The organism is Streptomyces sp. UF-297 (genome assembly GCF_058245575.1).
The window spans coordinates 96,311-109,636 of sequence record NZ_JBSIBZ010000006.1; the positions used below are offsets into that span (position 1 = coordinate 96,311).

At 72.5% G+C, this 13,326-nt stretch carries 12 protein-coding genes; 9 read left to right on the forward strand and 3 right to left on the reverse strand.

Annotated features, from left to right (window positions below; all coding sequences use genetic code 11):
• Nucleotides 1-116 precede the first annotated feature (116 nt).
• From ispG to AC4IJH_RS06020, 4 genes are all read left to right on the forward strand, one after another.
• A complete protein-coding gene (gene ispG / locus AC4IJH_RS06005; protein ID WP_490850462.1) occupies nt 117-1,271 on the forward strand; it encodes a flavodoxin-dependent (E)-4-hydroxy-3-methylbut-2-enyl-diphosphate synthase in 1,155 nt (384 codons plus the stop codon).
• A 255-nt stretch (nt 1,272-1,526) separates the two neighbouring features.
• Entirely contained in the window at nt 1,527-2,372 is an 846-nt protein-coding gene (locus AC4IJH_RS06010) for a GNAT family N-acetyltransferase (protein WP_490850463.1), read from the forward strand.
• A gap of 122 nt (nt 2,373-2,494) precedes the next feature.
• Entirely contained in the window at nt 2,495-3,028 is a 534-nt protein-coding gene (locus AC4IJH_RS06015) for a GNAT family N-acetyltransferase (RefSeq protein WP_490850464.1), read from the forward strand.
• 97 nt (nt 3,029-3,125) lie between these two features.
• Complete coding sequence (locus tag AC4IJH_RS06020; RefSeq protein ID WP_490850465.1) at nt 3,126-4,835, forward strand: proline--tRNA ligase; 1,710 nt, start codon at nt 3,126-3,128, stop codon at nt 4,833-4,835.
• A 301-nt stretch (nt 4,836-5,136) separates the two neighbouring features.
• On the opposite strand, the gene AC4IJH_RS06025 is transcribed toward AC4IJH_RS06020, so the two are convergent.
• The 3 genes from AC4IJH_RS06025 to AC4IJH_RS06035 all read right to left on the reverse strand — a co-directional run bounded on the left by AC4IJH_RS06025 (nt 5,137) and on the right by AC4IJH_RS06035 (nt 7,382).
• Nucleotides 5,137-6,048: an aminoglycoside phosphotransferase family protein gene (locus tag AC4IJH_RS06025; RefSeq protein ID WP_490850466.1), complete on the reverse strand. Its 912-nt coding sequence runs from the start codon at nt 6,046-6,048 to the stop codon at nt 5,137-5,139.
• Between the two features lie 120 nt (nt 6,049-6,168).
• A complete protein-coding gene (locus AC4IJH_RS06030; RefSeq protein WP_490850467.1) occupies nt 6,169-6,672 on the reverse strand; it encodes a ferritin-like domain-containing protein in 504 nt (167 codons plus the stop codon).
• Nucleotides 6,673-6,857: 185 nt separating this feature from the next.
• Nucleotides 6,858-7,382, reverse strand: a complete 525-nt coding sequence (locus AC4IJH_RS06035) for a hypothetical protein (RefSeq protein WP_490850468.1) — start codon at nt 7,380-7,382, stop codon at nt 6,858-6,860.
• Nucleotides 7,383-7,651: 269 nt separating this feature from the next.
• On the opposite strand from AC4IJH_RS06035, the gene rimP reads away from it, so the two are divergent.
• The 5 genes from rimP to AC4IJH_RS06060 all read left to right on the forward strand — a co-directional run bounded on the left by rimP (nt 7,652) and on the right by AC4IJH_RS06060 (nt 13,324).
• The gene (gene rimP / locus AC4IJH_RS06040; RefSeq protein ID WP_490850469.1) at nt 7,652-8,209 is read left to right on the forward strand and encodes a ribosome maturation factor RimP; all 558 of its coding nucleotides are present in this window, start codon (nt 7,652-7,654) and stop codon (nt 8,207-8,209) included.
• Between the two features lie 2 nt (nt 8,210-8,211).
• On the forward strand, nt 8,212-9,204 hold the full coding sequence (nusA, locus tag AC4IJH_RS06045; protein ID WP_490850470.1) for a transcription termination factor NusA: 993 nt from the start codon (nt 8,212-8,214) through the stop codon (nt 9,202-9,204).
• Nucleotides 9,205-9,325: 121 nt separating this feature from the next.
• Nucleotides 9,326-9,622, forward strand: a complete 297-nt coding sequence (locus AC4IJH_RS06050; RefSeq protein WP_490850471.1) for a YlxR family protein — start codon at nt 9,326-9,328, stop codon at nt 9,620-9,622.
• Nucleotides 9,623-9,781: 159 nt separating this feature from the next.
• Nucleotides 9,782-12,895 carry a translation initiation factor IF-2 gene (gene infB, locus AC4IJH_RS06055; protein ID WP_490850472.1) on the forward strand — a complete coding sequence of 1,038 codons (3,114 nt, stop codon included), beginning with the start codon at nt 9,782-9,784 and terminating at the stop codon, nt 12,893-12,895.
• Between the two features lie 135 nt (nt 12,896-13,030).
• Nucleotides 13,031-13,324: a DUF503 domain-containing protein gene (locus AC4IJH_RS06060; protein ID WP_490850473.1), complete on the forward strand. Its 294-nt coding sequence runs from the start codon at nt 13,031-13,033 to the stop codon at nt 13,322-13,324.
• Nucleotides 13,325-13,326: the final 2 nt, after the last annotated feature.

Here is a 13,326-nt window from a genome sequence, read left to right on the forward strand (position 1 = left end):
CTCCCACGGTGCGGCCGGGTATCGATGTGCTTACGGCAACGCTCGTGCCGTAACCTCGGTGGCCGGAGCCCGCCGATCTCGGGACCTAGATCAAAGACCTTGGGGTTGCTCGCCAGATGACTGCCATTTCACTGGGAATGCCGTCCGTACCGACCAAGCTCGCCGACCGCCGTGTCAGCCGCAAGATCCAGGTCGGTTCGGTCGCCGTGGGCGGGGACGCGCCGGTTTCGGTGCAGTCGATGACGACGACGCGTACGTCCGACATCGGTGCCACGCTGCAGCAGATCGCGGAGCTGACGGCGTCCGGCTGCCAGATCGTGCGGGTGGCCTGCCCGACCCAGGACGACGCCGACGCGCTGCCGATCATCGCCAGGAAGTCGCAGATCCCGGTGATCGCCGACATCCACTTCCAGCCGAAGTACGTCTTCGCCGCCATCGACGCCGGCTGCGCGGCCGTCCGCGTCAACCCCGGCAACATCAAGCAGTTCGACGACAAGGTCAAGGAGATCGCCAAGGCGGCCTCCGACGCCGGCACCCCCATCCGCATCGGTGTGAACGCCGGTTCGCTGGACAAGCGCCTGCTGCAGAAGTACGGCAAGGCCACCCCCGAGGCGCTGGTGGAGTCCGCGCTGTGGGAGGCCTCCCTCTTCGAGGAGCACGGCTTCCGCGACATCAAGATCTCGGTCAAGCACAACGACCCGGTCGTGATGGTCAACGCCTACCGCCAGCTCGCCGCGCAGAGCGACTACCCCCTCCACCTCGGCGTCACCGAGGCGGGCCCGGCCTTCCAGGGCACCATCAAGTCGGCCGTCGCCTTCGGCGCGCTGCTGAGCGAGGGCATCGGCGACACCATCCGCGTCTCCCTCTCGGCCCCGCCCGCCGAGGAGGTCAAGGTCGGTCTGCAGATCCTGGAGGCGCTCAACCTCAAGCAGCGCCGCCTGGAGATCGTCTCCTGCCCGTCCTGCGGCCGCGCCCAGGTGGACGTCTACAAGCTCGCCGACCAGGTCACCGCGGGTCTGGAGGGCATGGAGGTGCCGCTGCGCGTGGCCGTCATGGGCTGCGTCGTCAACGGCCCCGGCGAGGCCCGCGAGGCCGACCTGGGCGTCGCCTCCGGCAACGGCAAGGGCCAGATCTTCGTCAAGGGCGAGGTCATCAAGACCGTCCCCGAGTCCAAGATCGTGGAGACGCTGATCGAAGAGGCGATGAAGATCGCCGAACAGATGGAGAAGGACGGCATCCCCTCCGGCGAGCCCGAGGTCTCCGTCAGCTGACCCGCCCCCGGTGGGCCCTGCGCCCACCACCGAGAACCTTCGGGCCCCGCCCCCGTCCCGCACGACGGACCGGTGGGGCCCGCCCGTTTTTCCGTACCGCCGCTGCGCCGCCCGCCGCGCATGCCCCGCGCCGCATGTGTCGTACGCCCGCGGGCACCCGCAGCGGACCGGGTGCCCGAACGCCCGGAGAGGTACAGTTCGGTGACCTGCTCCCGCCTGGCCTCCCAGGCCCGTAACGGTGAGGCTTTCCCACACGTGCTGACGACCACGACCACCAAGGTCCTCGAGCCCGGAGAGCTAGAGGACGCCCTGGCGGTGCTGGACCGCGACCCGGTCGCCAACGCCTTCGTCGCCGCCCGCGTCCAGGTCGCAGGCCTGGACCCGTGGCGCCTGGGCGGCGAGATGTGGGGCTGGTACGTGGACGGCCGCCTGGAGTCGCTGTGCTACGCGGGCGCCAACCTCGTCCCCGTGTGCGCCACCTCCGAAGCGGTACGCGGCTTCGCCGAGCGGGCCCGCCGCCAAGGGCGGCGCTGCTCCTCCATCGTCGGCCCCGCGGGCCCCACCGCCGAGCTGTGGGCCCTGCTGGAGCCCAGCTGGGGACCGGCCCGCGAGGTCCGCGCCCGCCAGCCGCTGATGGTCACCTCCTCGCCCGCCACCGAGGTCGAGCCGGATCCCTACGTCCGCCGGGTCCGCAAGAGCGAGATGGACGTGATCATGCCCGCGTGCGTGGCCATGTTCACCGAGGAGGTCGGCATCTCGCCGCTGGCCGGTGACGGCGGGCTGCTCTACCAGGCCCGGGTGGCCGAACTCGTCGGCGCGGGGCGCTCGTTCGCCCGCGTCGAGGACGGCAAGGTCGTCTTCAAGGCCGAGATCGGCGCCGCGACCCGGCAGGCCTGCCAGGTCCAGGGCGTGTGGGTGGCCCCCGAATACCGCGGCAAGGGCCTCTCCGAGACGGGCATGGCGGCCGTGCTGCGCTACGCCCTCGCCGACGTCGCCCCCGTTGTCAGCCTCTACGTCAACGACTTCAACACCCCGGCCCGCGCCGCCTACCGCAGGGTGGGCTTCGAGGAGTCCGGCGCTTTCATGAGCGTCCTGTTCTGAGCGTCCTGTGAGCGTCCTGATCCGAGCGGGCACACCCGGCAGATCCGGCCCGGCCCCGCCGTGATCCGGCCGTCCTCGGCGACCGATCGTCTTCTTTCGCCGGGCCTTGTACGCTCCCGACCATGGATGACGTCGCGGTCGGCCCCCTGGATCTCGCTGCCCGCGTGGACGACGCGCTCGCCGTCCAGGCGCTCGCCTTCGGCCTCACCGACGACGAGATCGGCGTACGCCGCCACATCGTGCTGCGCCACCTCACCAGCCCCGGGGCGCACGCGCTGGGCGCCACCACCCCGGCGGGGCGCCTGGTCGGCTTCGTCTACGGCATGCCCAACGACCGTGCCCACTGGTGGTCCACCGTCGTCGAGCCGTACCTGCGCGACGCGGGCGCCGAGCACTGGCTCGACGACTCCTTCGTCATCACCGAGCTGCATGTCCACCCCGCCTACCAGAAGCGGCGCATCGGCCGGGAGCTGATCACCCGCATCACCGACGGGGCCCGCCAGCCGCGCAGCATCCTGTCGGCCATCGACACCGAGAGCCCGGCCCGCGGCCTGTACCGCTCGCTGGGCTACCGCGACCTGGCCCGCCGCGTCCTGTTCCCCAGCGCCCCCGCCCCGTACGCCGTCATGGGCGCTCCGCTGCCGCTGAACCGGTAGCCGGCGGGCAGCGGGCACGGCGCTATCCCATTTCCTTGTGCCGGACACCTCCGGATAACCTCCTGACAGTCCCTCTTTTCACGCAGGAGAACCCCCCATGGCCAACGCCGCCCAGGTCCAGCGCATGTCCCGGTTGATGATCAAGACGTTGCGCGACGACCCGGCCGACGCCGAGACCGCCAGCCACAAGCTGCTGGTGCGCGCCGGTTACGTCCGCCGCTCTTCCGCGGGCATCTGGACCTGGCTGCCGCTGGGCAAGAAGGTCCTGGAGAACGTCTCGCGCATCGTCCGCGAGGAGATGGACGCCATCGGCGGCCAGGAGGTCCTGCTCCCCGCCCTGCTGCCCAAGGAGCCCTACGAGGCCAGCGGCCGCTGGGAGGAGTACGGCGAGCAGCTCTTCCGCCTCAAGGACCGCAAGGGCGCCGACTACCTCCTCGGCCCCACCCACGAGGAGATCTTCACCCAGACGGTCAAGGACCAGTGCACGTCCTACAAGGACCTGCCGGTGATCCTCTACCAGATCCAGACCAAGTACCGCGACGAGGCCCGTCCCCGCTCCGGTGTGCTGCGCGGCCGTGAGTTCCAGATGAAGGACTCCTACAGCTTCGACACCACCGACGAGGGCCTGACCGAGTCCTACGGCCTGCACCGCCAGGCCTACCAGCGCATCTTCGAGCGCCTGGGCCTGGACTACCGCATCGTCTCCGCCGTCTCCGGCGCCATGGGCGGCTCGGCCTCCGAGGAGTTCCTGGCGCCCGCCGCGGCCGGCGAGGACACCTTCGTGGACTGCCCCGCCTGCGACTACGCCGCCAACACCGAGGCCGTCACCGTCAAGGTCGAGCCGGTGGACGGCGCGGCGCACGGCCCCGTCGAGGAGCTGGACACCCCCGACACCCCGACCATCGAGACCCTCGCCGAGCACCTGGGCGTGGAGGCCTCCGCCACCCTGAAGAACCTCCTGGTCAAGGTCGACGGCGAGATCGTCGCGGTCGGCGTGCCCGGCGACCGCGAGGTGGACCTGGGCAAGCTGGGCGAGCACCTGGCGCCCGCCACCGTCGAGCTGGTCACCGCCGACGACTTCACCGACCGCCCCGACCTGGTGCGCGGCTACGTCGGCCCGCAGGGCCTGGCCGGCAAGTCCTTCCGCTACCTCGCCGACCCGCGTATCGCCCCCGGCACCGCCTGGATCACCGGCGCCAACAAGGCCGACACCCACGCGCGCAACGTGGTCTGCGGCCGCGACTTCGAGGTCGACGAGTACCTCGACGTCGTCGTGGTCGAGCCGGGCGACCCCTGCCCCAAGTGCGGCACCGGCCTGCGCATCGACCGGGCGATCGAAATCGGCCACATCTTCCAGCTGGGCCGCAAGTACGCCGACGCCTTCGAGCTCGACGTGCTGGGCCAGAACGGCAAGCCGGTCCGCGTCACCATGGGCTCGTACGGCATCGGCGTCTCCCGCGCGGTGGCCGCCCTGGCCGAGCAGACCCACGACGACTCCGGCCTGTGCTGGCCGCGCGAGGTCGCCCCGGCCGATGTGCACGTCGTGGCCGCGGGCAAGGCCAAGCAGACCGAGCTCGCCCTGGAGGTCGGCGACCGCCTCGGCGCGGCCGGCCTGCGCGTCCTGGTCGACGACCGGGCCGGTGTCTCCCCGGGCGTGAAGTTCACCGACGCCGAGCTGCTGGGCGTCCCCACCATCGTCGTCGCGGGCCGCCGCGCCGCCGAGGGCATCGTCGAACTGAAGGACCGCCGCACGGGCGAGCGCGAGGAAGTGACGGTCGAGGAGGCCGTCGCGCGCCTCGGCGCCTAGCGGCGCGTTGTCCCGGGTGCCGGCCGTGGCCGGTCCGGCACCGCCGGGAAGCCTTGGTCTGACTGTTCGCCGTCGCGGCGGAAACCGTTTCGCCGCGACGGTGTGGGCCGTTGTGGCGTACCCGCGATGAGCCGTGTCCGGCCGGGCGGGGCGAGAAACAGCCCGTGCGGCGTTTGAGGACGAGCGGCCGCCAGGCCGCGACATATGGCGCCGCGGTCGAACGCGCCACGGACGGCCCGCCAGGCGGCGGCTCACTACGGCCGGGTGGAGGGCGCCCCCACGCACCCGCCGGGGCGCCCCGCTACAGCCAGGTGGCGAATTCCAGCAGGAGTTCGCCGCGGGCACGGTCCCCGCGGGCCGCTTCGGCGACCCCGGTGCGGACCGTGTGGAACAGGGTCCAGGCGCGCAGCCGCTCGCGGTCCACATCCAGGGAGTCGGCCAGCTTGGCGACCCGGCGCCGCGCCGCGGACGCCGCGCCGGAGCCCGCCGCCAGGTCCTCGAAGCGGTCCAGGACCAGGCCCGCCAGGTCGTAGGCCCGCTCGCCGACCACCGGCGAGGGACCGACCGCCAGCCACGGCACCCGCTCGCCCGCCAGCACCTTGCCCTGCCGGAAGGCGCCGTGCAGCAGCGTGTGCTCGGCCGAGTCCGCGGGCAGCGCGCCGCGCAGCTCGGCCGCCTCGTCGACCAGGGCGTCCGCGGCCCCGGCCGCCGCCCCCAGGGCCCGCAGCGAACGCACGGCCGCTTCCGTGCGGCCGGCGACCGTCTCGAAGGGGTGCCCCTCGGCGGGCGGCACCCACAGGCGCCGTACCGTCCCCGCGGCCTCCAGCAGCGCCTTCGCCTCCGGCAGCGAGCGCAGCGAGACCGCGCCCTGCAGCCGCTCCAGCAGCAGCGCGCCGCTGTCGGCGTCTTGGCGCAGCAGCCGCACCGCGCCCCAGCCGTCCCACTGCTCCAGCGCCGCCGCCTGGTGCGCGGACGCGGACCCCGGCGCCGGGAACTTCAGCGCCGCCGGCGTCCCGTCCTGCTGCCGTACGTAGGCGACCAGGCTGCTGCGCCCGCCCGGCGCGCTCACCCGCTCCAGCGTCAACTCCCATTGCGCCAGCCGCTGTTGTACGAGCTGGGGCAGCGCCGCCAGCCAGGCCCGCGCGGGGGTGTCCGCGTCGCCGCTCAGCGAGCTCACCAACCGCTGCGGCGGTTCGATGGGTGCCGTTGCCATGCTTGCGCTGTACCTTTCCCGGCCTGTCGCGGATCGTCCGGCGCTCACGGGGAGCGGGAGAACGACCGGAGTGGGAGCAGGCCTTGATCGATTTCTGGCCAGGTGCCGATCGGCGCTTGGTCAGAGTTTGTCCGTGTCGGTGCTCGGGGTGCCGGACGGGGAGCCCGGCGCGGCCCGTTCGGTGAGCCCTGGGAAGGCTACGCCGCTGCCGCGCCAGCGCACCGCCCGTACGGCTGCCTCGCGCAGCGCGGTGGCCGCTTCCCGGCGCCGACCGCCCTGCGCGGCCCGTACGAGGTCGGCGTACACGGCCGCCACCCGGTCCTCCAGCTCCGCCGCCAGCCGCACGGCCGCCGCCGGGTCCGGCACCGGGAAGGGCAGGGTGTACGCGGCGGCGGAGGCCTGCGGCTTCCCGCCCAGGTCGCGCACGGTGCGTCGCAGCGCGTCCCGGCGCGCGCGGTGCGCGTCGTGCGCCTCGCGCGCCTCGTCACGACGGCCGTTGCCGACCCGCCCGCCGACCACGCCGTAGCCGTAGACCGCCGCGTGCTCGGCGGCCAGCGCGGACTGGGTGGCCAGCAACTCGGCCGCGTGCGCGCCGCCGTCCCTGCCGGGTGTACCGCTCGCCATTCAGCGTCCCTCTCTCCTCGGCGCGGCCCCACCGCCGCGCCCGTCGTTCCCCCGCACCGGCCAACTCCCGGCTCCCGCAGGCATCCACCGCGTCCGCCGCGCCAGAAGGACGGCGCCGGCACCGGCCCGCGAGCCTTCGCCGTCCACCCGGAGGGCGGGGCCGCGCGCGCCGCGTACGGCCGGGGTCATCCGTCCTTCTCCGTCAGGAGATAGGCGTGTGCGGCGCCGGACGCCGCAACGGAGGCCAGGAGGCGGGACAGTTCCGGCGGTGCCTGCACCAGCGCGGCGGTGCGGGCGTCGGCCAGCGTGCGCTCCGCTTCGGCCAGTGCGGCGCGCGCTTTAGCGGCGTCCTGGGGGACGGCGGGCGCCGCGCCGCCCTGCGCGGCTGAGGCGGAGGGGGCGGGGGAGGCCGAGGGGGCGCGGGCGCCGAACGCCTCGGCCTGGCGGGCGACTTCGCCGCGCAGCGGGCCGATCCGGTCGCGCAGATCCGGGTGCGCGGCGAGTGTGGCGTCGTAGCGGGCGAGCAGCGCCGCGCTGTCCTTCGCGGCGCGCTCGCGCAGCCGCGCGGCGGCCGAGGAGCGCTCCTGGTCCTTGTCCCCGGACCCGCCGGAGCAGCCCGCGACCAGGGCCGAGCCGCCGAGCGCGGCGCCGGCCAGCAGCGTCCTTCTGCGCGTGATGCGTGTGAGCGCCACGTTGTGCACGTTCCTCATCCCGGGGTCGTGCGGCGGGGGCCCGCCGGGGCTGGTGTCGGATCGGTCCCGGCCGGCTGCTCGGGGTCCCGTCGGCGTCACGCCCGGCCCCCGTCGAGGGCCGCCGCCGGGCCCGCGCGGCCTCCCGCCGCGGGTCCTGCTCCGTGATCACCGCAGGCGAGCGTATCCGCGCACGGTCGCCGAATCGTCAGTACCCCGCCGGAACAGCTAGGCTTTGACCCGACACGCGACCTTCCCACAACAGCACACGCGGCCGAGGAGTCACCCGGATGAGCACCACCCAGAGCGAGAGGCTGCGCGGACTGCTAGAACCGCTCGTCGCCGCGCGAGACCTGGATCTGGAAGAGATCGAGGTGACCCCCGCGGGGAAGCGGCGTGTGCTGAGGATCGTGGTCGACTCCGACGACGGCGTCCAGCTGGACGAGTGCGCCGAGCTGAGCCGTGAGGCCTCCCAGGTGCTGGACGAGTCCGACGCCATGGGCGGCGCCCCGTACACCCTTGAGGTCACCTCTCCCGGAGCCGACCGCCCGCTGACCGAGCTGCGGCACTACCGCCGCGCCGTCGGCCGCCTCATCAAGGCGCAGCTGTCCCAGGAAGCGGGCGGCGGCGAGCTGGTGGCGCGCATCATGGCCGTCGACGAGCAGGGCCTGGACCTCGAAGTGCCGGGCGTCAAGGGCCGCAAGCCCACCGAGCGCCGTCTGGACTTCGGCCAGATCGCCAAGGCGCGGGTCGAGATCGAGTTCAACCGCAAGGCCGAGAAGGCCGAGGGGGCCGGCACGGCCTCCCGCAACACCACTGAGAACGACGAGAGCCAGGAGGAGGCGTAGCCGTGGACATCGACATGAGTGCCCTGCGGGGTTTGGTACGGGAGAAGGAGATCTCGTTCGACCTGCTGGTCGGGGCGATCGAGTCGGCCCTCCTCATCGCGTACCACCGCACCGAGGGCAGCCGCCGCAACGCACGCGTGGTGCTGGACCGTGAGAACGGCCATGTCACGGTGTGGGCCAAGGAGGACCCGGCGGACCTCGAAGAGGGCGAGGAGCCCCGCGAGTTCGACGACACCCCCTCCGGCTTCGGCCGGATCGCGGCGACCACCGCCAAGCAGGTCATCCTGCAGCGTCTGCGGGACGCCGAGGAGGAGATCACCTTCGGCGAGTACGCCGGGCGCGAGGGCGATGTCGTCACCGGCGTCGTCCAGCAGGGCAAGGACCCCAAGAACGTCCTGGTCGACATCGGCAAGCTGGAGGCCATCCTGCCGGTGCAGGAGCAGGTCCCCGGCGAGGAGTACACCCACGGCACGCGCCTGCGCTCGTACGTGGTCCGGGTCGTCAAGGGCGTCCGCGGCCCCTCGGTCACGCTGTCGCGTACGCACCCCAACCTGGTGAAGAAGCTCTTCGCCCTGGAGGTGCCGGAGATCGCGGACGGCTCGGTGGAGATCGCCGCCATCGCCCGCGAGGCCGGTCACCGCACCAAGATCGCCGTACGCTCCACGCGCAGCGGCCTGAACGCCAAGGGCGCCTGCATCGGCCCGATGGGCGGCCGGGTGCGCAACGTCATGGCCGAGCTGCACGGCGAGAAGATCGACATCGTGGACTGGTCGGACGACCCGGCCGAGCTGGTCGCCAACGCGCTGTCCCCGGCGCGGGTGAGCAAGGTCGAGGTCGTGGACCTGGCCGCGCGCTCCGCACGGGTGACGGTGCCGGACTACCAGCTGTCCCTGGCCATCGGCAAGGAAGGGCAGAATGCCCGTCTTGCGGCCCGGCTGACCGGCTGGCGGATCGACATCCGCCCGGACACCGAGCAGCCGGCGCGGCAGGACTGAGCCGCGGCGCCGCGGCACACCGGTACCACCGGTACCGAGCAGGTAACAACGGGAATCTTTGAGCGGCCGTTCGGGCATTACCCCATAGGGGTGAGGTCCGTGCGGGGAGGTAGACTTAACTGTGTCTGGCCGGACGCATGCCCGCGCGTGCCCTGAGCGAACCTGTGTGGGATGCCGGGAGCGAGCGGCCAAGGGCGATCTGCTGCGCATCGTGGCGGTCGAGGGTGAGTGTGCCCCCGACCCTCGCGGTACGCTGCCCGGCCGGGGTGCTTATGTGCACCCCACACTGGTCTGTCTCGACCTGGCGGTCCGCCGCCGGGCGTTCCCCCGGGCCTACCGGGGCCGGGGACCGTTCGACACGACGGAACTTCGTCACTACGTCGAGCGGGCGGAGCGCGGTGATCAGGCAGCGCCGTAGGAAACCGCAAGAAAGCACGTCGCACGGAAAACCGTGCGGTTCAGGTACCTCGCGAGTCGGAAGTAGGTCGAGATTGCGATGAGCACTCGATGAGTACGCGATGAGTACGCCCATGAAGTAGCGACGGTCCGGTGGACACCCGGACCTAGAAGGAGCGAAGTGGCTAAGGTCCGGGTATACGAACTCGCCAAGGAGTTCGGAGTTGAGAGCAAGGTCGTCATGGCCAAGCTCCAAGAACTTGGTGAATTCGTCCGTTCGGCGTCCTCGACGATCGAGGCGCCGGTTGTTCGCAAGCTGACCGACGCTTTCCAGGCTGGCAACGGCAATGGCCGTGCCGCCGGCAAGCCCGCGGCGCCGCGCAAGAGCGCGCCCGCCAAGCCGTCCGCGCCGTCTCCGGCCGCGGCGGCCCGTCCCGCTGCCCCGAAGCCGGGCGCCCCCAAGCCGGGAACCCCGGCGGGTAAGCCCGGTCCGGCTCCGGCCGCCCCCGAGGCGCCGAAGAGCAGCACCCCCTCCGCGGCCCCCACCCCGGGTCCGCGCCCCACCCCGGCTACGCCCGCGGCAAAGCCTGCTCCGGCCCCGAAGCCGGCCCCGGCCGCGCCCGCGCAGCCCGAGTTCCAGGCTCCGCCGTCGGCCCCCGCGCCGGCCGCGCCCAAGCCTTCCGGTGCCACCCCCGGCCCGCGTCCGGCCCGTCCGGCCGCTCCCGGCCAGGGTGGTCAGGGCGGCCAGGGACGTGGCGACCGCCAGGGCGCCCCGCGTCCGGGCGGTGACCGTCAGGGTGCTCCGCGCCCCGGTGGCAACCGTCCCTCCGGCCCGCGTCCGGGCAACAACCCCTTCACCTCCGGTGGCTCCACCGGCATGGCCCGTCCGCAGGCCCCCCGTCCCGGTGGCGCCCCGCGTCCCGGCGGCCAGGGCGGCCCCGGCGGCCCGCGTCCGCAGGGCGCAGGCCAGGGCGGTCCCCGTCCCCAGGGTCAGGGCGGTCCCCGTCCGACTCCGGGCGGCATGCCCCGTCCGCAGGGCGCCCAGGGCGGCTCCGCCGGTCCCCGTCCCGGCGGCGGTAACCGTCCGAACCCGGGCATGATGCCGCAGCGTCCGGCTGCCGGCCCGCGTCCGGGCCCCGGTGGCGGCGGTCGCGGTCCCGGCGGTGCCGGTCGTCCCGGCGGCGGCGGTCGTCCGGGCGGCGGCGGCTTCGCCGGCCGTCCCGGTGGCGGCGGCGGTGGCGGTCGTCCCGGTGGCGGCGGCGGTTTCGCCGGTCGTCCCGGTGGCGGTGGCCCCGGCGGCGGTGGCGGCGGCTTCGGCGGTCGTCCCGGCTTCGGCGGCCGTCCCGGCGGCCCCGGTGGCCGTGGTGGCACGCAGGGTGCGTTCGGCCGTCCCGGCGGTCCGGCGCGCCGTGGCCGTAAGTCGAAGCGGCAGAGGCGCCAGGAGTACGAGGCCATGCAGGCCCCGTCGGTCGGCGGCATCATGCTGCCGCGCGGCAACGGTGCGACGGTTCGCCTGTCGCGCGGTGCCTCGCTGACGGACTTCGCGGAGAAGATCGGCGCCAACCCGGCGTCCCTGGTCCAGGTCATGATGAACCTGGGCGAGATGGTCACCGCGACCCAGTCGGTCTCCGACGAGACGCTGCAGCTGCTCGCCGACGAGATGAACTACGTCGTCGAGATCGTCAGCCCGGAGGAGGAGGACCGCGAGCTTCTCGAGTCCTTCGACATCGACTTCGGCGAGAACGAGGGCGGCGAGGAAATGCTCGTCGCGCGTCCGCCGGTCGTGACCGTCATGGGTCACGTCGACCACGGTAAGACCCGACTGCTGGACGCGATCCGCAAGACGAACGTCATTGCGGGCGAGGCCGGTGGCATCACGCAGCACATCGGTGCGTACCAGGTCACGACCGAGGTCAACGACGAAGAGCGCAAGATCACCTTCATCGACACCCCGGGTCACGAGGCGTTCACCGCCATGCGTGCCCGTGGTGCGAAGTCGACCGACATCGCCATCCTGGTGGTCGCGGCCAACGACGGTGTGATGCCCCAGACGATCGAGGCGCTGAACCACGCCAAGGCGGCCGACGTGCCGATCGTGGTCGCGGTCAACAAGATCGACGTCGAGGGCGCGGACCCGACCAAGGTGCGCGGCCAGCTGACCGAGTACGGCCTGGTGGCCGAGGAGTACGGCGGCGACACCATGTTCGTCGACATCTCCGCCCGCCAGGGTCTGAACATCGACTCCCTGCTGGAGGCCGTGGTCCTGACCGCGGACGCCTCGCTCGACCTGCGCGCCAACGCGGAGCAGGACGCGCAGGGCATCGCGATCGAGGCCCACCTCGACCGTGGCCGTGGCGCCGTGGCGACCGTCCTGGTCCAGCGCGGCACCCTGCGGGTCGGCGAGACGATGGTCGTCGGCGACGCGTACGGCCGAGTCCGGGCGATGCTCGACGACAACGGCAACAACGTCGAGGAAGCGGGTCCCTCGACCCCCGTCCTGGTCCTGGGTCTGACCAACGTCCCGGGCGCCGGCGACAACTTCCTGGTCGTCGACGAGGACCGTACGGCCCGTCAGATCGCCGAGAAGCGTGCCGCCCGTGAGCGCAACGCGGCGTTCGCCAAGCGCACCCGCCGGGTGTCCCTCGAGGACCTCGACAAGGTGCTCAAGGCGGGCGAGGTGCAGCAGCTCAACCTCATCATCAAGGGCGACGCGTCCGGTTCGGTCGAGGCCCTGGAGTCCTCGCTGCTCCAGCTCGATGTGGGCGAGGAGGTCGACATCCGCGTGCTGCACCGTGGCGTGGGTGCGGTCACCGAGTCCGACATCAACCTGGCGTCCGGCTCCGACGCGATCGTGATCGGCTTCAACGTCCGCGCCGAAGGCCGCGCGACGCAGATGGCCGAGCGCGAGGGCGTCGACGTCCGCTACTACTCGGTGATCTACCAGGCCATCGAGGAGATCGAGGCGGCCCTCAAGGGCATGCTCAAGCCGGAGTACGAGGAGGTCGAGCTCGGCACCGCGGAGATCCGCGAGGTCTTCCGCTCGTCCAAGCTCGGCAACATCGCGGGTGTTCTCATCCGCTCCGGCGAGGTCAAGCGCAACACCAAGGCGCGCCTCATCCGCGACGGCAAGGTCATCGCGGAGAACCTCAACATCGAGGGTCTGCGCCGCTTCAAGGACGACGTCACCGAGATTCGCGAAGGGTTCGAGGGCGGTATCAACCTCGGCAACTTCAACGACATCAAGATCGACGACGTCATCGCGACGTACGAGATGCGCGAGAAGCCGCGCGGCTGATCTGCGCAGCACGTCTCGGGGCCGGTCGGCGGAGTGAAATTCCGTCGATCGGCCCCGGCCGTTGCGTGTACGGTTTCGCATGACTCGTACACCGAGCAGGACCTAGTGCCCCACGGGTGGCCTTACCCGCACTGCATGTACGTAGGGACGCTGTCCTTCGACCTCCTCCTCGGCGACATACATTCGCTGAAGGAGAAGCGCTCCGTCGTCCGCCCGATCGTCGCCGAGCTGCACCGCAAGTACGCGGTGAGCGTGGCGGAGGTCGGGGACCAGAACCTCCACCGCAGGGCCAGGATCGGTCTGGCGGCGGTCTCCGGGGACGCGGGGCACCTCACAGACGTACTGGACCGCTGCGAGCGCATGGTCGCCGCACGTCCCGAAGTGGAGCTGCTGTCGGTACGGCGGCGGTTCCACGGCGACGATGACTGAAG